Origin of the sequence: Pseudomonas sp. SJZ078 (assembly GCF_007828255.1) — a bacterium.
GTDB lineage: Bacteria > Pseudomonadota > Gammaproteobacteria > Pseudomonadales > Pseudomonadaceae > Aquipseudomonas.
Window position 1 is genome coordinate 11,651 of record NZ_VIUG01000032.1, and the last position, 21,826, is coordinate 33,476.

At 61.3% G+C, this 21,826-nt stretch carries 20 protein-coding genes; 14 read left to right on the top strand and 6 right to left on the bottom strand.

Annotation, left to right across the window (positions count from 1 at the left end):
* Positions 1–128: 128 nt before the first annotated feature.
* Entirely contained in the window at positions 129–3,041 is a 2,913-nt protein-coding gene (locus FBY02_RS22820) for an aminotransferase (RefSeq protein WP_144930372.1), read from the bottom strand.
* A gap of 253 nt (positions 3,042–3,294) precedes the next feature.
* Here FBY02_RS22820 and rfbB point away from each other — a divergent pair, with 253 nt between their 5' ends.
* The 7 genes from rfbB (at position 3,295) to FBY02_RS22855 (ending at position 10,554) form a co-directional block, all read left to right on the top strand.
* Positions 3,295–4,377, top strand: a complete 1,083-nt coding sequence (gene rfbB / locus FBY02_RS22825) for a dTDP-glucose 4,6-dehydratase (RefSeq protein ID WP_144930373.1) — start codon at positions 3,295–3,297, stop codon at positions 4,375–4,377.
* Complete coding sequence (rfbA, locus tag FBY02_RS22830) at positions 4,374–5,249, top strand: glucose-1-phosphate thymidylyltransferase RfbA (RefSeq protein ID WP_144930374.1); 876 nt, start codon at positions 4,374–4,376, stop codon at positions 5,247–5,249. The genes rfbB and rfbA overlap by 4 nt, the downstream gene beginning before the upstream one ends.
* On the top strand, positions 5,246–5,791 hold the full coding sequence (rfbC, locus tag FBY02_RS22835; RefSeq protein WP_144930375.1) for a dTDP-4-dehydrorhamnose 3,5-epimerase: 546 nt from the start codon (positions 5,246–5,248) through the stop codon (positions 5,789–5,791). Before rfbA ends, rfbC begins: the two co-directional genes overlap by 4 nt.
* On the top strand, positions 5,788–6,669 hold the full coding sequence (gene rfbD / locus FBY02_RS22840) for a dTDP-4-dehydrorhamnose reductase (protein ID WP_144930376.1): 882 nt from the start codon (positions 5,788–5,790) through the stop codon (positions 6,667–6,669). Before rfbC ends, rfbD begins: the two co-directional genes overlap by 4 nt.
* A gap of 195 nt (positions 6,670–6,864) precedes the next feature.
* Positions 6,865–8,673, top strand: coding sequence for an ATP-binding protein (locus tag FBY02_RS22845; RefSeq protein WP_047699905.1), 1,809 nt, complete (start codon positions 6,865–6,867; stop codon positions 8,671–8,673).
* Positions 8,670–10,061: a sigma-54 dependent transcriptional regulator gene (locus tag FBY02_RS22850; protein ID WP_144930377.1), complete on the top strand. Its 1,392-nt coding sequence runs from the start codon at positions 8,670–8,672 to the stop codon at positions 10,059–10,061. The genes FBY02_RS22845 and FBY02_RS22850 overlap by 4 nt, the downstream gene beginning before the upstream one ends.
* Positions 10,062–10,098: 37 nt before the next feature.
* A complete protein-coding gene (locus tag FBY02_RS22855) occupies positions 10,099–10,554 on the top strand; it encodes a YiiD C-terminal domain-containing protein (protein ID WP_144930378.1) in 456 nt (151 codons plus the stop codon).
* 81 nt (positions 10,555–10,635) lie between these two features.
* Here the strand turns inward: FBY02_RS22855 and cysQ are convergent, their stop codons facing one another.
* Positions 10,636–11,463 (bottom strand): 3'(2'),5'-bisphosphate nucleotidase CysQ, encoded by an 828-nt coding sequence (gene cysQ, locus FBY02_RS22860; RefSeq protein ID WP_144930379.1) that lies wholly within the window; start codon positions 11,461–11,463, stop codon positions 10,636–10,638.
* Positions 11,460–12,026, bottom strand: coding sequence for an ADP compounds hydrolase NudE (nudE, locus tag FBY02_RS22865; protein WP_041024607.1), 567 nt, complete (start codon positions 12,024–12,026; stop codon positions 11,460–11,462). Before nudE ends, cysQ begins: the two co-directional genes overlap by 4 nt.
* Positions 12,027–12,114: 88 nt before the next feature.
* Between nudE and yrfG the strand changes: the two genes are divergently transcribed.
* On the top strand, positions 12,115–12,777 hold the full coding sequence (yrfG, locus tag FBY02_RS22870) for a GMP/IMP nucleotidase (RefSeq protein ID WP_144930380.1): 663 nt from the start codon (positions 12,115–12,117) through the stop codon (positions 12,775–12,777).
* A 105-nt stretch (positions 12,778–12,882) separates the two neighbouring features.
* Here yrfG and lysM read toward each other — a convergent pair whose 3' ends face one another.
* On the bottom strand, positions 12,883–13,332 hold the full coding sequence (gene lysM, locus FBY02_RS22875) for a peptidoglycan-binding protein LysM (RefSeq protein WP_144930381.1): 450 nt from the start codon (positions 13,330–13,332) through the stop codon (positions 12,883–12,885).
* Positions 13,333–13,468: 136 nt separating this feature from the next.
* Here lysM and FBY02_RS22880 point away from each other — a divergent pair, with 136 nt between their 5' ends.
* From FBY02_RS22880 to FBY02_RS22895, 4 genes are all read left to right on the top strand, one after another.
* On the top strand, positions 13,469–14,356 hold the full coding sequence (locus tag FBY02_RS22880) for a LysR family transcriptional regulator (RefSeq protein ID WP_144930382.1): 888 nt from the start codon (positions 13,469–13,471) through the stop codon (positions 14,354–14,356).
* Between the two features lie 92 nt (positions 14,357–14,448).
* Positions 14,449–15,288 carry a formate dehydrogenase accessory sulfurtransferase FdhD gene (fdhD, locus tag FBY02_RS22885; RefSeq protein WP_144930383.1) on the top strand — a complete coding sequence of 280 codons (840 nt, stop codon included), beginning with the start codon at positions 14,449–14,451 and terminating at the stop codon, positions 15,286–15,288.
* Positions 15,285–17,633, top strand: coding sequence for an FdhF/YdeP family oxidoreductase (locus FBY02_RS22890; RefSeq protein WP_144930384.1), 2,349 nt, complete (start codon positions 15,285–15,287; stop codon positions 17,631–17,633). The genes fdhD and FBY02_RS22890 overlap by 4 nt, the downstream gene beginning before the upstream one ends.
* Before the next feature lie 210 nt (positions 17,634–17,843).
* Entirely contained in the window at positions 17,844–18,323 is a 480-nt protein-coding gene (locus FBY02_RS22895) for a glycine zipper domain-containing protein (protein WP_144930385.1), read from the top strand.
* Between the two features lie 66 nt (positions 18,324–18,389).
* On the opposite strand, the gene FBY02_RS22900 is transcribed toward FBY02_RS22895, so the two are convergent.
* Positions 18,390–18,809, bottom strand: a complete 420-nt coding sequence (locus FBY02_RS22900) for a thioesterase family protein (RefSeq protein WP_144930386.1) — start codon at positions 18,807–18,809, stop codon at positions 18,390–18,392.
* 40 nt (positions 18,810–18,849) lie between these two features.
* Complete coding sequence (locus FBY02_RS22905) at positions 18,850–20,067, bottom strand: 3-hydroxyacyl-CoA dehydrogenase (protein WP_144930387.1); 1,218 nt, start codon at positions 20,065–20,067, stop codon at positions 18,850–18,852.
* A gap of 265 nt (positions 20,068–20,332) precedes the next feature.
* Between FBY02_RS22905 and FBY02_RS22910 the strand changes: the two genes are divergently transcribed.
* Positions 20,333–21,397 (top strand): S8 family peptidase, encoded by a 1,065-nt coding sequence (locus FBY02_RS22910; RefSeq protein ID WP_144930388.1) that lies wholly within the window; start codon positions 20,333–20,335, stop codon positions 21,395–21,397.
* Between the two features lie 22 nt (positions 21,398–21,419).
* A complete protein-coding gene (locus FBY02_RS28240; protein ID WP_178115382.1) occupies positions 21,420–21,557 on the top strand; it encodes a hypothetical protein in 138 nt (45 codons plus the stop codon).
* Positions 21,558–21,826 lie beyond the last annotated feature (269 nt).

Genomic DNA, 21,826 nt, shown 5'->3' on the forward strand with positions numbered 1-21,826 from the left:
ATAAAAATCGTACTTTAAAGATAAAAAATTATTTCAGGCAAAAAAAATCGCGAATTTAATCGATAAAAATCGAAAATATTCGCGATCAATCTGCAGAAACAAGCCTGCAGGGAAGCGTCCGTCTCGGATCAGAGACCTTCGTCCAATACCTTCGATAGCATATCGACGAAGAAATCCACGCTCTGACGCGTCGTCACCATCGGTGGCTTGATCTTGAGGATGTTCAGGTAGTCACCGGTGGGTTGCATGAAGATGCCCAACTCCCGAAGGCGGTTGCACAGCGTCGCGGTTTCTTCGGTGGCGGGCTCCAGTGTTTCGCGATTACGGACCAGCTCCAGGCCCAGGTAAAACCCGGAACCATGCACCGCACCGACCAACGGGTACCGGTCCATCAGGGCTTGCAGGCGTGCCTTGAAGTGACCGCCCACTACCCGGGCATTTTCCCAGAGCCCTTCTTCCTCCATGACATCCAGCACCGCGATGCCGATCTGGCAACTGACGGGGCTGCCGCCAGACGACGAGAAGAAATAGCCCTCGGCTTCCAACGCCTCAGCGATTTCCCGGCGGGTGATGACCGCGCCCAGCGGCTGGCCATTCCCCATACCCTTGGCCATGGTAATGATATCCGGTACCACGCCCTGCTCTTCGAAACCCCAGAAAAACTCGCCCATGCGCCCGTAGCCGACCTGTACCTCGTCAGCGATGCACACCCCGCCCCGTTCGCGCACCAGCTCATAGACCTGTTTCAAATAACCAGGTGGCAGCGCGATACCGCCGGCATTGCCGTACACCGGCTCGCAGATGAAACCGGCGAGCTGGCGCTTCTGCTCGGCAATTTTCGCCAGGTTGTGCTCGACACTGCGCACGTAGTCCGGCGCGCTGTCGGGGCCACGGAACTCACCGCGATAAGTGTTGGGAGCGGTCACCGGGTGCACCCAGTCCGGGCGGCTGCTCAGGGCCTTGGGATTGTCGGCGATGGACGTCGAGACCGCATCTGCCGCCACCGACCAGCCATGGTAGGCTTCCAGCACACTGAGCATGTCTCGTCCGCCGCTGTAGGCCCAGGCCAGGCGGATCGCCAGGTCGTTGGCCTCCGTGCCGCTGTTGACCAGGAACACCCGATTCATGTTTGACGGCGCCAGCGACAATAATCGTTCGGAAAATTCGGCAATCGCCGCGTAGTGAAAACGGGAGTTGGTATTGAGCAGCGACCACTGCCGGGCAGCCACGGCCGCCATGCGTGGATGACCGTGGCCCAACACCGCAACGTTATTGAGCATGTCGACGTAGGAGCGCCCCTGCATGTCGATCAGGTGGTTGCGCCAGCCACGTTCGATGCGCGGCGGGTCGACGTAATAATGTTTCTGAGTGCGGGCGAAGCTCGCATCGCGACGGGCCAGCAATGTCTTGGCGTCGACTTCCTCTTGGGCGTCGCAAGCCAGCCCGAGCAATACCGCCGGTGAAGGGCACAATGCCTGCCAGGCCGGGGCTGTGGACGGGGTGCAGAACAGCGGTGGGTTCAGGTGCGCGCCCCGGCACAACTGCACCCGCAACGGGCCAGCCACTTCGCCCAGGACCTGTCCCTTGACCAGCGCAGCCCCGGCATGCAGCGGCGACGCCACACCCCACAGCCGAATGCTCAACTGTGAACTGTCCAGTTGCAGCATGCCGTCGGCGCTCTTGTGCAATACCCCGGCAAACGGCGACTCGAGCGGCGTGCCGTGAGGTACATGCAACTCCACATGCAGCGGGCAGGTTTCAGGCTCCACGGCACTGTCCGGCCGGGTGCGCGACAACCGATACTGGCCGTAGCGGCTGGCGGCCAATCCGTGAACGGTGGCGGCCTCGCTCAGCAGACGCTGGTCGATACCTGGCTGCTCCCAGTTGCCGGCCTCGAAATGCGGGCTCAGCACACCCAGGTCGATCAGGGCGAACTCGCGGCCTACCAGGGTCGGCAACAACGGTACGAAGCCTTCACTGCCAATCGGTGGCAGATTCTGGCCAACGGCGCTCAGGATCGCCGCCTCCATCAGCTCGAACGGCACCGAGTGGGCAACCCGGAAGATTTCCCATTCATGCTCCAGGTTGGCGCGGCTGTAGGTGTTGTCCGGGTCGATGGACACTTGTTGTTCGCCACTGAGCACCAACACGGCGGCGCGTTCCACAATCATCGGCCAGAGCGCCAGCAGCTCTTCACGCTGCAACGGGTTCGTCTCGTGATAAGCCTGGACCGCCGGCAGGATGAAGAACGGATCGCCATTGGCGTGGTGCAGCAATGCCGCACAAGTCACCGACAACTCGGTAATGCGCCAGGTGCGGATCAGGTCGCCGAAATCGATGACGCCCTGCAATTGCCACTGGCGCTGGGCATCGCGCTGCCAGACCACATTGTCATCGGTCAGGTCCATGTGGATGGCTTGCACCGGCAGGTGGGCCTTGAGCGGATGCAGGCGTCGCTCGGCCTGTTGCGCAACCTCGGCGATCAGGCCGCGTCGTTGATCGTCCTGGATGACCGGCAGCAGATGGCCGATCAGCGCGTCGGCATGGCGGGCGTCCCATTGCAGGGTGCGCTCCAGGCCCGGATGGTCGAATGCGGCCAGGGCCTGGTCGACTTCCGCACACAAGCGCCCCAGGCCGCTCACCAGTTCCTGGCCCAGATGCTTGAGTTGGGTCAGAGGCTGGCCGTCGATGTATTCCAGCAATCGAACGTGAACCACCTGTCCGTCGACGTCGAGCGTCAACAGATCCTGGCCGTTATTGGCCACAATCACCCGTGGCACTTTTACCGTACCGTGGCTGGCCAGTTGCCCAAGGGCTGCATGCTGGGCCTGGAGCTCTTGGACGGCGTAGTCACCATGGCAAATTTTTAACACAAATCGCCCGCGCTCGCTGTCGACGCGGTAGTTGAGATCCTGCTGGCTGCCAAGGGGTCGCAGGTCACCGCTGAGGCCGTAGTTCAGGCGCAGCAGCACCAGCGCCTGCTTGGCGCTGATCTGTGGACTGGGCAAACTGGCACGATGAACCAACGTAGCGAGTGGCATACAACGACCCCTGATGTGGTTTTTATTGAACACCTATCACGCCATTGAGTTGGAGAATAAGCAACCCCTCTTTGCGGGAAGAAGGATATCCACACCTATTTTTTTGGAGCGACGGGTACTTTTGGCGAGTTTCCCCACCTTGGATTGACCTCCCGATTCGGGACATTCCTGGAACATCCCGCTTGCACCGTCATCCGCATGTCGACAAGCTATGCTCCATATTTTGTCGTCTCATGGAAAAAGGCTTAACCGGATGCGCATTCTCATCACTGGTGGTGCCGGCTTCATCGGCTCGGCCCTCGTACGGCATTTGATCCTTGATACCGAACACCAGATCCTGAACCTCGATAAATTGACGTACGCTGGCAATCTCGAATCGCTGAGCAGCGTCGATCACGACAGTCGTTATGAATTCGTACAAGCCGATATCGTCGATCAAGCCACAGTCAGTGCCGTGCTGGCGCGGTTCAAGCCTGATGCGATCATGCATCTTGCAGCAGAGTCCCATGTAGACCGTTCCATTGATGGCCCGGCGGACTTCATCCAGACCAATATCGTAGGCACTTATAGCCTCCTGGAAGCTACCCGCGCCTATTGGCAAACCTTGCCAGAGGCCCAGAAACAAGCGTTTCGTTTCCACCATATTTCTACCGACGAAGTGTACGGTGACCTGCACGGCGTCGATGACCTGTTCACCGAAACCACCCCGTATGCACCCAGCTCCCCTTATTCCGCCAGCAAGGCAGCGTCCGACCATCTGGTTCGTGCCTGGCAGCGCACCTACGGCTTGCCCGTGCTACTGACCAACTGCTCCAACAACTATGGGCCGTTCCACTTCCCCGAAAAGCTGATTCCGTTGGTGATCCTCAACGCCTTGGCCGGCAAACCATTGCCGGTGTACGGCGACGGACAACAGGTGCGGGATTGGCTGTATGTCGAAGACCATGCCCGGGCCCTGCTGAAAGTCGTCACCGAAGGCGTGGTCGGAGAGACCTACAATATTGGCGGCCACAATGAGCAGAAGAACATCGATGTCGTACGCAGCATCTGCGCGTTGCTCGAAGAACTGGCGCCCGACAAACCCGAAGGGATCGGGCGCTATGTCGACCTGATCACTTTCGTCAGGGACCGCCCCGGCCACGACCTGCGTTATGCCATCGATGCCGGCAAGATCGAACGGGAACTGGGCTGGACGCCCAGGGAAACCTTCGACACGGGCCTGCGCAAAACCGTGCAGTGGTACCTTGAGAATCTCCAGTGGTGCCGACGTGTCCAGGACGGCAGCTATCAGGGCGAGCGCCTCGGCTCGCTCGATGAAAAGGAATCGATTGCATGATGAAAGGCATTGTTCTGGCCGGTGGTTCCGGCACACGACTGCACCCGATTACCCTCGGGGTTTCCAAGCAACTGCTTCCGGTGTACGACAAACCGATGATCTACTACCCGATCTCGGTACTGATGCTTGCGGGTATCAAGAACATCCTGGTGATCTCCACCCCACAGGATCTGCCGCAATACCGCAACCTGCTGGGCGATGGCAGCCAATTCGGCGTGCAGATCAGTTACGCCGAACAACCATCACCCGATGGCCTGGCCCAGGCATTCCTGATCGGCGAACAGTTCATTGGCAGCGATCCGGTGTGCCTGATCCTGGGCGACAACATTTTCCACGGACAGTACTTCGGTGAACAATTGCAGACCGCTGTCAATCGGCCGCAAGGTGCGACCGTCTTCGGCTACTGGGTCAAGGATCCGGAGCGTTTTGGCGTGATCGACTTCGACGCCGAAGGCCATGCCCTTTCCATTGAAGAAAAACCCGCCGAGCCCAAATCCAGCTATGCGGTCACCGGTCTGTATTTCTACGATAACGACGTGATCCAGATCGCCAAGGCGATAAAGCCTTCCAAACGCGGCGAACTGGAGATCACCGACGTCAACAACGCTTATCTGCAACGCGGCGACCTGCATGTGGAGCGATTCGGTCGCGGTTTCGCCTGGCTGGACACCGGCACCCACGACAGTCTGCTGGAAGCCTCGCAATACGTGCAGACCATTGAACATCGCCAAGGCTTGAAAGTGGCGTGCCTGGAAGAAATTGCCTACCAACAGGGCTGGATCAGCCGCGAACACATTCTTGAGCGCGCCGAGTACTTCGGCAAGACCGGTTACGGCCAGTACCTGTTCAAGATCGCCGGAGAATCACGTTGAACGTCATCGCCACCCGACTGCCGGACGTCCTGATCATCGAGCCAAAGGTCTTCGGCGACGACCGCGGCTTTTTCTATGAAAGCTTCAACGCCCGCGCGTTCGCCGAGGCCACTGGTTGCGACCTGCAGTTCGTCCAGGACAACCACTCACGCTCGACCAAAGGTGTGCTGCGGGGCCTGCATTATCAGATCGAACAGGCCCAGGGAAAGCTCGTGCGTGTCATCGCCGGCGAAGTGCTGGACGTGGCTGTGGACATTCGCCGCAGCTCGCCCACTTTCGGCCAGTGGGAGAGTGTGCGTCTGTCGGCGCAGAACCAGCGGCAGCTGTGGATTCCGCCAGGCTTCGCCCACGGTTTCATGGTACTGAGCGAGTCAGCGGATTTTCTCTATAAAACCACCGATTACTATGCGCCCATGGCCGAACGCTGCATCCGTTGGGACGATCCGGACCTGGCCATCGACTGGGAGCTGGAGGGCGCGCCCACCCTCTCGTCCAAGGACCAGAACGGCAAGTTTCTGCATGAGGCCGACCTGTTCCCATGAGTGCGCCCTTGCGAATCCTGATCATCGGCAAGAACGGCCAGGTGTCCCGGGCGCTCCAATCGCGCCTGACCGACGCCGGTGAGCTGATCGTGCGCGGCAGCGATCAGCTCGACCTGGCGCGACCGGATCAGCTGCGCTTGCACATAGATGCCCTGCACCCCGATCTGATCATCAACGCCGCCGCACATACAGCCGTCGACCAGGCCGAGAGCGAGCCGGAACTGGCCTTTGCCATCAACGCCAGCGCACCGGGGATCCTGGCCCTCGCAGCAAATGAGCTGGGCGTCCCGCTGATCCACTACTCCACCGATTATGTCTTCGATGGCCGCAAGCCACAGCCCTACACAGAGGACGACACACCCAACCCGCTGAGTGTCTACGGACGCAGCAAACTGGCCGGCGAGGATGCCATCTACCAAGCCGGCGGCCAGTACCTGATATTGCGCACCAGCTGGGTGTATTCGACCGAAGGCCGCAACTTTCTCCTGACCATGCAGCGTCTGCTCCAGGAAAAACCGCACCTGCGGGTGGTAGCCGACCAGGTCGGAGCCCCGACTTGGGCTGGAACCATTGCCGACAGTACCGCCAGGCTTATCGAGCGCTGGATGACGGGGCGGGGCGGCGCCTGGGGCACTTATCACCTGACGGCCCAAGGCGAGACATCCTGGTTCGGTTTTGCCCAGGCCATCGGTGAACAATTGGTTGGGCAACACAAGCCTTGTGCGGTCATTGAGCCCATCCCGTCCAGCGAATACCCGACGCCAGCACCGCGGCCGCTGAACTCGCGCCTGGATTGCACCCGCCTGTTCCGGGAATGGGGGGTGAGCCAGCCAGACTGGCGAAGCGCGTTGCAGCAGTGCCTTGCCGAGCGACACTAGTGTCCGGTCTCGGAAATAAGCTGTTCATTTTTGGCGGTGTCTTGGGTGCCCGGCCGGCGTTGCCACTCCTCGCCATAGCCCTGCTATGACTCGTCGCGGCGCCTTGGCCGAACACCCAAGCCACTCGCCAAAAAAGAACGTATTTCCGAGACAGGACACTAGGCATAATGCGCTTGTTCCTACAGGCGCACGCTCATGAACTCCACCCTTCCCCGCAGACCCCGTTGGCGCAGCCTGGCCTTGCTTGCACTGTGCCTGGCACCGTTGCTATGGCCGCTGGAGCATCTGGCCGAGCGCTATTACCGCAGCGAATTGGCCGGGCAGAATCGCCAGACACTGGACCTTTACGTCGCCAACCTGCTGGGCACGTTGCACCGCTATGAGGTCTTGCCGCAGATTCTCGGCGACCTGCCGGCACTGCGCGCGACGCTATCCGCCCCGGACGATGAATTCACCCAAAGCAACGCCAACCAGCTTCTGAAAAAAATCAGCACCCAGACCGGTGCCGAGGTGATGTACCTGATGGACGCCACCGGCAAGACGCTGGCGGCCTCGAACTGGGACAAGCATGACAGTTTCGTCGGGCGCAATTTCGCCTTCCGGCCGTACTACATCGAAGCCATGGCCGGGCGTCTGGGGCGCTTCTTCGGCCTGGGAACTACGTCGGCCAAGCGTGGTTATTTCTTCGCCGCCGCCGTGCGTGAGCGCGACCGTGTCATCGGTGTGCTGGTGGTCAAGGTCGACCTGGACCATACCGAAAGCCTGTGGGGCAAAACCCCGGAACAGTTGCTGGTGACCGATCATAACGGGGTGGTCATCCTGACTTCCCGGCAGGAATGGCGATTTCGCTCGACCCGCCCGTTAAGCGACGAGGAACATAGCGCAATCAGCGCCGTGCAACCCTACCCGACTCGCGATCCGAAACCGCTGAATCTGGATCCACAGGCCTGGCTGACCCAGACCCAGACCATCGAAGAAACGGGATGGAGCGTGAGCATCCTCGCTCCACGCACCCTGATCGACAGGCCTGTGCGTACCGTCGTCGCCACTGGCGGTGCAGCGCTGCTGGTCTTGATGCTGTTGCTCGGCTTGATGATGCAACGCAGGCGCCATTACCTGGACCGGATCGCTTTCGAAGGCAAGGCGCGCCACGAGCTGGAAGGCCGGGTGGCCGAGCGCACCAGCGATCTGGAAGGCCTGAACCGGCGCCTGAAACAGGAAGTCCTGGAGCGCGAGCAGGCGCAACAGGAGCTGGTCCGCGCCCAGGATGACCTGGTGCAGGCCGGCAAGCTGTCGGCATTGGGCACCATGTCGGCCAGCATCAGCCATGAACTCAACCAGCCGCTGGCAGCGATTCGCAGCTATGCGGAAAACGCCGAAATATTGCTCGACCATCAGCGCACCGAGGACGCCAGGGGCAACCTCAAACTGATCAATGAACTGACCGGACGCATGGCGTCGATCATCGCTCACCTGCGGGCCTTCGCCCGCCGCGACCGCCATGCGCCGGAAAGCGTCGCCCTGCAACCGGCCCTGGACGATGCCCTGGCGCTGCTCGCCAAGCGTCGGCGCAGCATGGAAGTGGAGCTGATCCGCGACCTGCCGGCAGCCACGCTGTGGGTAGAGGCCGGCGAAACCCGCTTGCGCCAGGTGCTCGGCAACCTGCTGGCCAACGCCCTCGACGCCCTGACCGAAAAAGGCCCTCCGCGCAAACTCTGGCTCAGTGCCCAGGCCACCGAAACCGGCGTCAACCTGTACATCCGCGATAACGGCCCGGGCTTTTGCATGGAAGCCCTGGGCCGTGCCGGCGAACCCTTCTACACCACCAAGACCCGTACCCAGGGCCTGGGGCTGGGGCTGGCGATCTGCGACACCCTGATGCGCGCCTTCGGTGGAGAACTGTCGTTCGCCAACCACAAGGAAGGCGGTGCCCTGATCACCCTCAAGCTGCGCGCCGGCGCGCCTGGGGTAAGCTTGCAACCGTCCGAGGACCGTAGCGTATGACCATCGATAACCGGATTGAGGTGGTGCTGATCGACGACGATCCCCACCTGCGTCAGGCCTTGAGCCAGACCCTCGACCTGGCCGGCCTGAACATCCTGTCCCTGGCCGAGGCCAAGGGCCTCGCCGGGCAACTGCCCCGTGACTGGCCGGGTGTGGTGGTCAGCGACATTCGCATGCCGGGCATCGACGGCCTCGAACTGCTGACTCAACTCCACGCCCAGGACCCGGAGCTGCCGGTGCTGCTGATCACCGGCCACGGTGATGTGCCGCTGGCGGTCCAGGCGATGCGCGCCGGTGCCTATGACTTCCTGGAAAAACCTTTCGCCAGCGATCACCTGCTCGACAGCGTACGCCGGGCCCTGGCCCTGCGCCGCCTGGTGCTGGACAACCGCAGCCTGCGCCTGGCCCTCAGCGACCGTCATGAGCTCAGCGCCCGCCTGGTCGGCCAGTCCGCACCGATGCTGCGTCTGCGCGAACAGATCGGCGCATTGGCGGCCACCCGCGCCGACGTGCTGATCCTCGGTGAAACCGGCGCCGGCAAGGAAGTGGTGGCCCGTGCGCTGCATGACCTTTCGGGCCGGCGCAACGGCCCATTCGTGGCGATCAACGCCGGGGCCCTGGCCGAATCAGTGGTGGAAAGCGAACTGTTCGGCCACGAACCCGGGGCCTTCACCGGCGCGCAGAAACGTCGCATCGGCAAGTTCGAGTTCGCCAATGGCGGCACACTGTTCCTCGATGAAATCGAAAGCATGAGCCTGGACGTCCAGGTCAAGCTGCTACGGCTGCTGCAGGAGCGCGTGGTGGAGCGACTGGGGGGCAATCAACAGATCCCGCTGGACATCCGCGTCATCGCCGCCACCAAGGAAGACTTGCGCCAGGCGGCCGACCAGGGACGCTTTCGGGCCGACCTGTATTACCGCCTGAATGTAGCCCCATTGCGTATCCCGCCATTGCGCGAACGAGGCGAGGACGCGCTGATGCTGTTCCAGCACTTCGCCGACGAAGCCAGTGCGCGCCATGGCCTGCCACCCCATGAACTGCAACCGGCACAACGGGCGCTGCTGCTGCGCCACAGCTGGCCGGGCAACGTCCGGGAGTTGCAGAACGCCGCCGAACGCTTTGCCCTGGGCCTGGAACTGGCCCTGGACAATGGCGTGCCGGAAGGCACGCCCGGCACACCGGTAAAGATCGTCAGCGGCGGCCTGAGCGAGCAGGTCGAGAATTTCGAGAGAACCCTCATCGCCGCCGAGCTGGCCCGCCCCCACAGTTCGGTACGCAGCCTCGCCGAAGCCTTGGGCATTCCGCGCAAGACCCTGCACGACAAATTACGCAAGCATGGGCTGACATTCGGCGACAGCAGTTCTGGCGCGGCCGATGACTCCGATTGAGTTATCGTTGCCCTCCTTACAAACAAGAGGCCCGGCAATGAACCGCAACAGCCGTTACCTGGAATCGATCCTGCATCACGACATACCGCTGACCCGTGACATGGGTCTCAAGGTGCTCGATTGGCAGGCCCGACAACTGCGGCTGTTCCTGCCGCTTGCGGCCAATGTCAACCACAAGAGCACCATGTTCGGCGGCAGCCTGTATTGCGGCGCAGTGCTCGGCGGCTGGGGTTGGCTGCACCTGGCCCTGCGCGAGGAAGGCATCGAAGACGGGCATATCGTGATCCAGGAAGGGCAGATCAGCTACCCACTGCCGGTCACCCGCGACGCGGCGGTTCTCTGCGATGCGCCTGAAGAAAAGGTGTGGAAGCGCTTCCTGGCCACTTACCAGCGTTACGGACGGGCGCGGCTGACCCTGCAAACGCGGGTGGTGAATGACGGTAGCGAAGAAGTAGCGGTGCGGTTCGAGGGGCAGTACGTGTTGCACCGCTGACAGGGCTGTCACAAACCTTTGTGGCGAGGGATTTATCCCCGCGCCACAATGATTCATGGACCTTAAGTGAACCCATCAGCCTCAGGAACGGGCGAGCGCCAGCAGCTGCTCACGCCACGCCGCTTTCGCCGGCAACGCGAGGAACGAAGCGTTCAGAAGCGACTCCCGCGGCGGATAGCAGAACCGCTCGCCGCTCAAGTCCAACACCTCGCCGCCTGCGCCTTCCAATACCCCCTGGGCCGCGGCGGTGTCCCACTGGGACGTCGGCGCCAATCGTGGATAGCAATCCGCCGCGCCTTCGGCCACCAGGCAAAACTTCAATGAACTGCCGATGCTGGTGAGCTGCAGTTCCCCCAGTTTCTGGCTCAAACCGCTCAAGAGACGCTCCTGCTCCGGGCTGGTATGACGGCGACTGGCGACCACGGTGAACGCTTCACCCGGCCCAGGCACATGACGCACCTCGACCGGCACAGGCTCGGCACCCTTGTCGCCACGCCAGGCGCCCAGCCCCGCGCCGCCGACGTAGAAACGGCCGTTGGTAGGCATCGATACCACGCCAAACACCACGTGTCCCCGCTCGATCAGCGCAATGTTGACGGTGAACTCCTCGCTACCGGAAATGAACTCCTTGGTCCCATCCAGCGGGTCCACCAGCCACCAGCGCTGCCAGCCAGCGCGTACATCCTGGGGGATATCGGCGTCCTCTTCGGAAAGGATCGGGATCTCCGGGGCCAGGGCCGTCAGCCCGGCCACGATGACATCGTGAGCAGCCATGTCCGCGGCGGTCACCGGCGACTCGTCGGCCTTCTGGACAACCTGCACGTTGGCTCGCCAGAAAGGCAGGATCGCCGCGCCGGCCTTGAGCGCCAGTTCGACCACTGGGGCCATCAGGGGATGGGGGTAATTCATGCCAGAAACGCTCCGCGCAGGGTCAGCAGGTCACGGGCCAGGTATAACGCCGCCAAGGCCCGACCCTCGGTGAATTGTGGGTTTTGTGCCAGGGACGACAATTCGCGCAGGTTGACCTTGTCCACGCGCATCGGCTCAGGCTCGTCACCTTCCAGTCGCTCTTCGTACAGGTCCGTCGCCAGCACCACCTGGATTTTCTGGCTCATGTAGCCGGGAGACAGCGACAGCTCGGTCAGATGCTCCAATTGACGCGCACCAAAACCGGCCTCTTCCTTGAGCTCGCGCTCAGCCGCCGCCAGCACGTCCTCGCCCGGCTCGATCAAACCCTTGGGCAGCGACAGCTCGTAGGCGTCGGTACCGCCGCAATACTCTTCCACCAACACCGCGTGGTCGGCATCGAGCATCGCCACAATCATCACTGCGCCGTACCCCGGGCCCTTGCCCGCCAAACGCTCGTAGGTGCGCTCCACGCCATTGGAAAAACGCAGCTTCAGTTCTTCCACGCAAAACAAGCGGCTGGTGGCGACGATCCGTCGATCGAGTATGGTGGGTTTCTGGCGCATAAACGGCTCCCTGGGCGATAGCAGGCTACTATACCCGGCCTATTCTGAATGTTTATGGCGGATATCCGATTACCGCTGGAGAAGTTTTATGGCCTTGCTGCCCTGGCACGAGATCGACACGGTGCTGCTGGACATGGACGGCACCCTGCTGGATCTGCATTACGACAACCATTTCTGGATGGAACACCTGCCCCAGCGCTACGCCGAACTGCATGGCGTGAGCCGGGCCATGGCCGAGATGGAACTGCAACCGTTGTTCGAACGCAACGCCGGCCAATTGCAGTGGTACTGCCTGGATTTCTGGAGCACAGAGCTGAAATTGCCGGTGCGCGAACTGAAACTGGAAACCGCGCACCTGATCGCCCTGCGCCCGGATGCCGATACCTTCCTGGCGGCAATCCAGCGAGCCGGCAAGCGCGTGGTGATGATCACCAATGCCCACCGCGACTCGTTGTCCCTGAAGCTGGAACGCATCGAGCTCGCCCCTTATTTCGAGCGCTTGATCAGCTCCCACGACTACGGCTTCCCTAAGGAAAACCCGCAATTCTGGGACGCGCTGAAAGCTGACCTGGACTTCGACCCGGCTCGCAGCCTGTTCATTGACGACACCCTGCCGGTGTTGCGCAGTGCCCGGGATTTCGGTGTGGCACACCTGCTGGCCGTCAGCGAGCCGGACAGCCGCAAGGGGCCGAAGGATACGGGGGAGTTCGCGGCGCTGAAGGATTATCGGGATCTGATTGCAGGGCTTTGAACAGCGTTGCGCCCAATCGCGAGCAGGCTCCCACAAGGGATCTTCGGTTCCAGCGATCCCTGTGGGAGCGAGCCTGCTCGCGATTGGGACTATACGGTCCCGAGCCTACTCAGGAATGCGCAACGACTGCCCTGGATAGATCAGGTCCGGGCTCTTGAGCATCGGCTTGTTGGCCTCGAAGATTTTCATGTACTGGTTCGCATCGCCATAGAAATGCTTGGCAATCTTACTCAAGGTGTCGCCGCTTTTGACCGTCACGAATCTGGCCTCCTTGGCGACCGGACCGGTTACCGTGATCTGATCGTCGACACCGCTGATACCGATCACATTACCCAACGCCAACAGGATCTTTTCCTTCTCTTCCTGACTTGCGGCTTCACCCGTGGCTACGACTTTTTCGCCCTCGACTTTCACCTGGATCTTCGAAGTATCAATGCCTGTCAGTGCGTCTTTCACGTGCCGGGTCAGCGCTTCACCATTGGCCTGTGCCTTGTCGGGTGTCAACGCATCAAGAATTTTCTCACCGGCATCTTTCAAAAAACTGAAAAGGCTCATCGTATTCTCTCCCTGGGTTTGAATGTCCAGACGTAACAGACTAGACCCAAACGAAACGAACCTCGTTCCCGGCCGACCAATGACCGCGCCACGTGCAGGCGCTAGAATCCAAATCTCCCCGCGCCCTGGAGCGAAGATGGACATCAAGCAGCTGAAATTTCTCATCGCGCTGGACGAAACCCGCCACTTCGGCCAAGCCGCCGCACGCTGTCACATCACCCAACCCACCTTGTCGATGCGCCTGCGCAGCCTTGAAGAGGAGCTTGACTTGCCACTGGTCAATCGTGGCCAACGCTTCGAAGGCTTCACCGCACCGGGGGAACGGGTGCTGGCCTGGGCGCGAACGGTGCTGGCGGCCTATGACGGCCTGCAGGCCGAAGCGGCAGCCTGCCGTGGCAATCTGGCCGGTACCCTGCGCCTGGGCGTGGTGCCCCTGTCCGATTTCGACCCGCTGTCGATGATGCAACGGCTGCATGCCGAGCACCCCGAGCTGCATTTCGAACTGTCGTCCCTGAGCTCCGAACAGATCCTCGAACAACTGGCAAGCAACCGCATCGACCTGGGCGTTTCCTACCTGGAGCGCCTGGACAACGAACGCTTCGAATCCCTGCCGTTCAGTCCTACTCGCATGGGCCTGCTGTACGACCAGCGCTTTTTCTTCTTCGGTGAACAACCACTGACCTGGGAAGCACTGATCGAACTCCCCCTCGGTATGCTCACCAGCGGCATGCACTTTCGGCAGTCCATCGATCACAACTTCCACAGCCGCAACCTCGCGCCCCGTCCACTGTTGCAGACCGACGCCGTGCATCAGCTCCTGCAAGCCGTACATGGTGGACTGTGCTGCGCGGTGATGCCATTGAACAGCGGCCTGGATGTCCTGACCGAAGACCTGCGCATGCAGCCCATCGTCGACGCGCAGACACTGGTCCCGCTGGGGCTCATCATGCGCCGCGGTGCCCCGCGCTCGGCGTTGGCGGAGGCCTGTTTCGCCCTCTATCAGAAATCAACAGTAACATCTTGATCGACGTCATCTATCGAAAGATCGGTAATAGCGATTAGACGTGGCAGATTGCCGCATTTAGTCTTGTCACTATTCGAACCGTTGGTGATGCCATGAAAGCCAAGCCTCCGGCCTGTCCGGTGCCCGCCGCGCAAACACCCGCGCCCAGCGCCAGCCAGAGCTACCACTACAGCAATCTGGACCACGTCCAAACGCAGAGCACGGAGCTCGCCGAGGAAGTGGCGTTGGCGATCGCCTATAACGGCATCAGCCAGGCAGTCATGCTGGTCACACCCACCGATCTTGAGGATTTCATCATCGGTTTCAGCTTGGGCAGCGGCATCATCGAAGATTCGTCGGACATCTATGACCTGCAACTGAGCGGCACCGGCTCCGCACAATATGCCCAGGTGACCATCGCCAACCGCGCCTTCTGGAACCTCAAGCAACAGCGCCGGCAACTGGCCGGTACCAGCGGCTGCGGGCTCTGCGGCGTGGAAGCCGTGGAACAGGCGTTGCCAGACCTGAAAGTGCTGCCCGGCGCAGCGCTGCCACCTGCGCAATGGCTCGATGGCCTACGCCAGCGCATCGGCCAGTTCCAACCCTTGGGCCAACACTGCGGCGCGGTACACGCGGCGCTGTTCATGAATGGCCAGGGCGAACTGCTGCTGGGCCGCGAAGACATAGGCCGCCACAACGCCCTCGACAAGCTGATCGGCGCCTTGGTCCGCCAACAGATTCCGGTGGCCGATGGCGTGGCGATCGTCACCAGTCGCTGCAGTCTCGAACTGATCCAGAAAGTGTTGCGCGCCGGCATCCAGACCCTGGTCAGCCTGTCGTCTCCCACCGGCCTTGCGGTGCAGTGGGCCCGCAAACACAACCTCAATCTTATCCACCTGCCGCAAAAAAGTGCGCCGCGGGTCTATAGCCCTGCGATGGAGAAACACGCGTGAGCAAGCATCAACAAGTCGACCAGAAACCCGTACCGCGCTATAAGCCTTACAAAGGCCCGGCCGGTGGTTGGGGGGCGCTGATCAGCGTTACCCAGGCCTGGCTGACCAGCGATAACGCGCTGAAAAACCTGCGCATGATGCTCAAGACCAACCAGAACGGTGGCTTCGACTGCCCGGGCTGCGCCTGGGGCGACTCGCCGGAAAGCGGCATGGTCAAGTTCTGCGAAAACGGCGCCAAGGCGGTGAACTGGGAAGCGACCAAACGCCGTGTCGACGCTGCATTTTTCGCCCGGCACAGCGTCACTTCATTGCTGGAGCAGAGCGACTACTGGCTCGAATACCAGGGCCGCCTGACCGAGCCGATGAGCTACGACGCCGAAACCGATCGCTACAAACCCATCAGCTGGGAAGCGGCGTTTACCCTCATCGGCAAGCACTTGAAAGGACTGTCCAGCCCGAACCAGGCCGAGTTCTACACCTCCGGCCGGGCCAGCAACGAAGCGGCCTACCTGTATCAATTGTTCGTGCGCGCTTTCGGCACCAACAACTTCCCCGACTGCTCGAACATGTGCCACGAGGCCAGCGGTGTGGCGCTGTCCCAGAGTGTCGGCGTGGGCAAGGGCACGGTGACCTTCGACGATTTCGAGCACTCCGACGCGATTTTCGTCTGGGGCCAGAACCCAGGGACCAACCACCCAAGAATGCTCGAACCGCTGCGCGAAGCAGTGAAGCGCGGGGCCCAGGTGGTCTGCATCAATCCACTCAAAGAGCGTGGCCTGGAGCGCTTCCAGCATCCGCAGAACCCGTTCGAGATGCTCACCAACGGTAACAAACCCACCAACACCGCGTTTTTCCGCCCGGCCCTGGGCGGCGACATGGCCATCTTGCGCGGCATGGCGAAATTCCTGCTGCAATGGGAACGTGAAGCGCAAAAAGCCGGCGCTCCTGCCGTGTTCGACCACGTCTTTCTCAACGAGCACAGTGCCAACGTGCTGGAATACCTGGCCGTGGTCGACGACACCCCATGGGAGCAGATCGTCGAGCAGTCGGGCCTGACCCTGGTGGAAATCGAGCAGGCGGCGCGTATGTACGCCAACAGCAAGAACGTGATCATGTGCTGGGCGATGGGCATCACCCAGCATCGCCATTCGGTGGCGACCATCCAGGAGATCGCCAACCTGATGATGCTGCGCGGCAATATCGGCCGGCCCGGCGCGGGCTTGTGCCCGGTTCGCGGCCATAGCAACGTGCAGGGCGACCGGACCATGGGAATCAACGAGCGCCCACCCGCCGCATTTCTCGACACACTGGAGCGGCGCTTCCAATTCAAGGTACCGCGGGAGAACGGCCACAACGTGGTCGAGGCGATCCATGCCATGGCCGCGGGCCAGGCGAAAGTCTTCATCGGTCTGGGCGGCAACTTCGCCCAGGCCACCCCGGACAGTCACCGGACTTTCCAGGCCCTGAGCAACTGCGACCTGACCGTACAGATCAGCACCAAGCTCAACCGCAGCCATCTGGCCCATGGGAAGGAAGCGTTGATCCTGCCGTGCCTGGGTCGCACCGACATCGACCGGCAAGCCGCTGGCTCGCAAGCGGTTACCGTGGAAGACTCTTTCAGCATGGTCCACGCCTCCAATGGGCAATTGGAACCCCTGTCGAACCAGATGCGTTCCGAGCCCTGGATCATTGCCGGCATGGCCGCCGCCACCCTGGGTGAGCGTCCGGTGGATTGGAACTGGCTGGTGGCCGACTACAACCGCATCCGCGACCTGATCGCCGATACCGTTCCCGGCTTCAAGAACTTCAACGAGAAATTGCACAACCCTGGCGGCTTCTACCTGGGCAACAGCGCCAGTGTACGTCGCTGGAACACCCCTTCGGGCCGCGCCAACTTCAAGCCCAACCGGTTACCGGCTGACCTGGTGCATGAGCGCACCCGCGCCACCGGTCAGTTGCCGGACCTGATCCTGCAATCCATGCGCTCCCACGACCAGTACAACACCACCATCTACGGCCTCAACGACCGTTATCGTGGTGTGAAAGGCCAACGTGACGTGCTGTTCGTCAATGAAGCCGACATCATTCGCCTGGGCTTCAAACCAGGCCAGAAGGCCGATATCGTCTCGCTCTGGGATGACGGTCGCGAGCGACGGGTCAAGGGGTTTACCCTGCTGGCATTCGACATTCCTGCCGGCCAGGCCGCGGCCTACTACCCGGAAGTGAATCCATTGGTGCCGCTGGAAAGCACTGGCGACGAAAGCGATACCCCAACCTCGAAGTTCGTGGCAATCCGTTTGGAGGCGGCGAGCGAAGAGGGGTTGATCCTGGCCAGATCGGCCTGACCATCGCTTTTCATTCGCCCACAAAAAAGGCCGTTTTTTATAGAAAACGGCCTGTCCGAAGTAGCTAAAGACCGGCGCAAATACATTAAGTTCCGAAGAGAAAACAATAACTTAGAGAATTGTGCACAAGTCGTGCTACTCGTCGGATTTCGATTGTCACCAAGCGAAGCCAGCCTCAGGATCGCGCCGTCATCCCTTTGAGGCTCCTCTATGAAGTTCTCCTCCATTCTCTTGTTGTCCCTCGGCCTGGTCAGTGGCGTCGCGTCTGCCGGCGGTACCGCCGAAGCAGGTGTCGGCGGCGCATTGGGCGGGGTTTTGGGTTCGGTCGTCGGCCAGTCCCTGGGCGGCAATACCGGTTCGACCATCGGTGCGGCCCTGGGCGGCGCTGGCGGTAGTGCCGTCGGCGCAGACAAGCACAGCCGTGGCGAAGCGGCGATCGGCGGCGCACTGGGTGCAGCCGGCGGTAACGTGGTCGGCCGCAGCGTGGGTGGCAGCACTGGCAGCCTGATCGGTGCAGCGGCAGGCGGTGGCGCCGGCGGCGCACTGGGTAACTACATGGGCAAGGACGATGACGATGATCGTCGCTATGAAGGTCGCCGTGGTGACCGCCGCTACTACCGTGACGGCCATCCGGGTCGCGGCCATGCGTACGGGCATCGCAAGCATCACCACCGCCACTACCGCGACTGATAGCTGACTGATGCCAGCCGCTGAAAATCGCAGCCTACCGCTCGCCGGAGGCTGCGATTTTTCGTTTCAAACCACCAACTGCTCCAGGACCGCACGCAGGCGATCCGGAATCGCCACCGGCCGATTCGACGCCCGATCCACGAACACATGGACAAAGCGCCCCGCTGCGCAGGCCTCTTCCTCGCCCGCCTTGAACACAGCCAGTTCATATTGCACCGAACTGCTGCCCAATTTTCCGACCCGCAGGCCCACTTCAATTCGCTCGGGAAATGCGATGGACGCAAAGTAGTCGCAGGCCGAACTCACCACAAACGCCACGACCTCCCCACCCTGGATATCCAAGCCGCCAACCTCGATCAGATAGGTGTTCACCGCCGTATCGAAGAAGCTGTAGTAGGTGACGTTATTGACGTGACCGTACACGTCGTTGTCATGCCAGCGCGTGGTGATGGCTTGTAGATAAGGGTATTCGGTACGTTGGGGCATCAGTTTCCCTTTTCGGTTGTCAGTGATCGTTGCGAGATGGCTACCGTTGCGCGAATCCCTTGCTCTGCGCCGCAAGCTCCCCGATCAGGCGTGCAGGTCTCCACTGGTCCCCCTGCTTCGTCTCGAGCTCCAGCAATCGCGCGTGGATATCCTCAAGCCCTTGCTGGTCAGCCCAGGCCATCGGACCACCTTTGTCCGCCGGAAACCCGTAGCCGTTGAGATACACCAGATCGATGTCGTGTGCCGACCCGGCAATGCCCTCCTGGAGGATCTTCGCCCCCTCGTTGACCAGTGCCAGCAGGCAACGCTCGAGAATTTCCCCGCTGCCGATTTCCCGACGCTGGAAACCCAGTTCTTCACTAACCCGCTGCACCAGCGCATCGACTTCTACGTCATGCTCGGCCTGCCGGCTGCCGGGCTCGTAGTGATAGTACCCGTTGCCGCTTTTCTGGCCGAACCGCCCGAGCTCGCACAGGCGATTGTCCACCTGCACCTCGGGCGCATCCTGGCCTTTGCCGGCCAGTTCCCGCGCCCGCCACTCCAGGTCGATCCCGACCACGTCGTACATCCGGAACGGCCCCATGGCGAAGCCGAAACCCTGTAGCGCCGCATCGACCTGATGGGGAAAGGCGCCCTCCAGTAACATTTTGCGGGCTTCCAGCACATAAGGGTGAAGCATCCGGTTGCCGATGAACCCGTGGCAATTGCCCGACACCACACTGACCTTGCCCATGCGGTTGCCCAATGCGAGGGCGGTGTCCAGCACCGCTCTGGAGGTCTGTGCGCCGCGCACGATTTCCAACAGCTTCATGATGTGCGCCGGACTGAAGAAATGCAGCCCCAGGACCTGGCTTGGGCGGCGCGTGACGGTGGCAATGGCGTCGATATCCAGGGCCGACGTGTTGCTCGCCAGAATCGCCTCAGGCTTGAGCAGGCCATCCAACTGGCGGAAGATCTGCTGCTTGAGTTCAAGATTCTCATAAACCGCTTCGATCACCAGGTCCACCTCTCGGATCGCCGCGTAGTCGCTTGCCCTGGTCACTCTGGCGATCCGGGCATCGGCTTCCCCCTGGTCAATACGGCCCTGGCGCACACCATGGGCGTAGGTCTCAGCTACGGCTGCCAGCGCCTGCTCGAGCATCTGCGGATTGTTATCGACCCAGCGCACCGTCACGCCGGCATTGGCCAGGCACATCACAATGCCCCGCCCCATGGTGCCTGCACCGATCACAGCGGCGTGCTCAATCATCTGGCTCATGTCTGTTCTCTCGTCGGCGATCCAAAGACAGCCTTCACCTTAGTCAGCCGCAGACTGTTTTTGAAATTTATTCGTGTGATGAACGGCATTCAGCGGATGGATGCAGCTCACAGGTGCGCTTACCTGCCTGCCATGAGGTGATACAAATCCGGGCACTTTGATGCCTCGTTCCGGCACCGCTCCCGGGTTAAGGTGCACCGTCAATTCACGCGACACATCGGGCCAGGAGGCCCGGTGATCAAGAGCTCTGTTCAAGGACCGAACCATGCCACACCTGTTTTCCGCGCTACGCGCCCTGGCCATCACGTCAGCGTCACTGCTGGCCGGCTGCTTGAGCATTCCTGAACAAACCGGCGTGGAACCGGCCGTGTTCGAAACCCCCGAGTATCTCGCGCAACGAGGCCTGTCCGTCGTAAAGGCTTCGGCTTTGTATGCACGTGGCGGCACCGGCCAGGACGTGACCGTGGCGCTGGTCGACTCGGGACTCAACGCCCATCTGCAAGAGTTCGAAGGCAGGTTGAATGATCCGGGATACGACTATGTCGAGGATCGTCCCCACACGGTTGACCGCGTCGGCCACGGCACCCAGATGGCGGGCATCCTCGCCGCCAACAAGGACAATCAGGGCATGCATGGGATCGCCTTCAACGCCCGGCTGATCCCCTTTCGCTTTGGCGACGACAACGAGCCGTTTTTCTTCGACAGCGAAATTGCCAGATCCTGGCAAAGTGGCTTTGACAAGGGCGCCCGGCTGTTCAACAACTCGTGGGCCAACGCCATCCCTGCAACCGAAATCACCGAAGCACGTTACAACCAGGTGATGCCTGACTCACTGGGCGTCGCCCGAAAGCTGGTATCGGAAGGTGCAGTATTTGTCTTTCCGACCGGCAATGAACTCAAGCGCCAGCCCCTGGCAGAACCGGGCTTGCCACTGGCGTTGCCTGAGCTGGAAAAGGGCTGGATCGCCGTCGTGGCACTGAAGAGCGACGGCAGCGCCATCAATGGCAAATCCAATTATTGCGGGGTCGCGGCAGCCTGGTGCATCGCCGTTCCCGGTGGGGACGCAGGCGCTCAGGCAGGCCTGCTCACCGTTGCCAAGGATGGACGTTACGTACCCACCGCCGGCACCTCCCCGGCTGCCGCGCTGGTCACCGGCGCATTGGCTGCACTGCAGAGCCGTTATCCACAACTCAGTCCGCAGCAAGTACGCGAGCACCTGCTGGCAACCAGCAATCGCACGGGTATCTACGCCAATAGCGAGGCCTATGGGCGAGGGTTGATGGACCTTGAAGCGGCGTCTCTGCGCACTCCTGCATCAATGGTTGATTGATAAACTTTCAAAGGGAAAAACCATGTCGCACAAACTCACCATCCTCTTCATCACCTCCCTGCTGTTGGGCGGATGCATGAGAGTCCCCGAAATACCGCCCCTGCTTGCCCACGACAAAGCCCAGACCGTGATGCCTGCGATCTCGTCATTGCCTGGCTGACCTGCGCAACGGCCGGTTTCGCTCAGCAAGTATTTGATGATAGGGCCGTGATCCATTACGGCCTTATCAGAAGCAGCCTACCGCTTCTTGGGCCATGCCTACAGAGCACGTGTAGGACCTAACGGAGATTTACGCGGAAAACAGGACAGCGAGCAGGCATCAGGAATAAGGCGCTTATCGAGCGTCAGACGCCGGTAAACGTCCTACGCAACCTGTCCCTCCAGGCCATATTGCGATCCCTGAATAGAGCTCTCTATAGTCCATGGCGC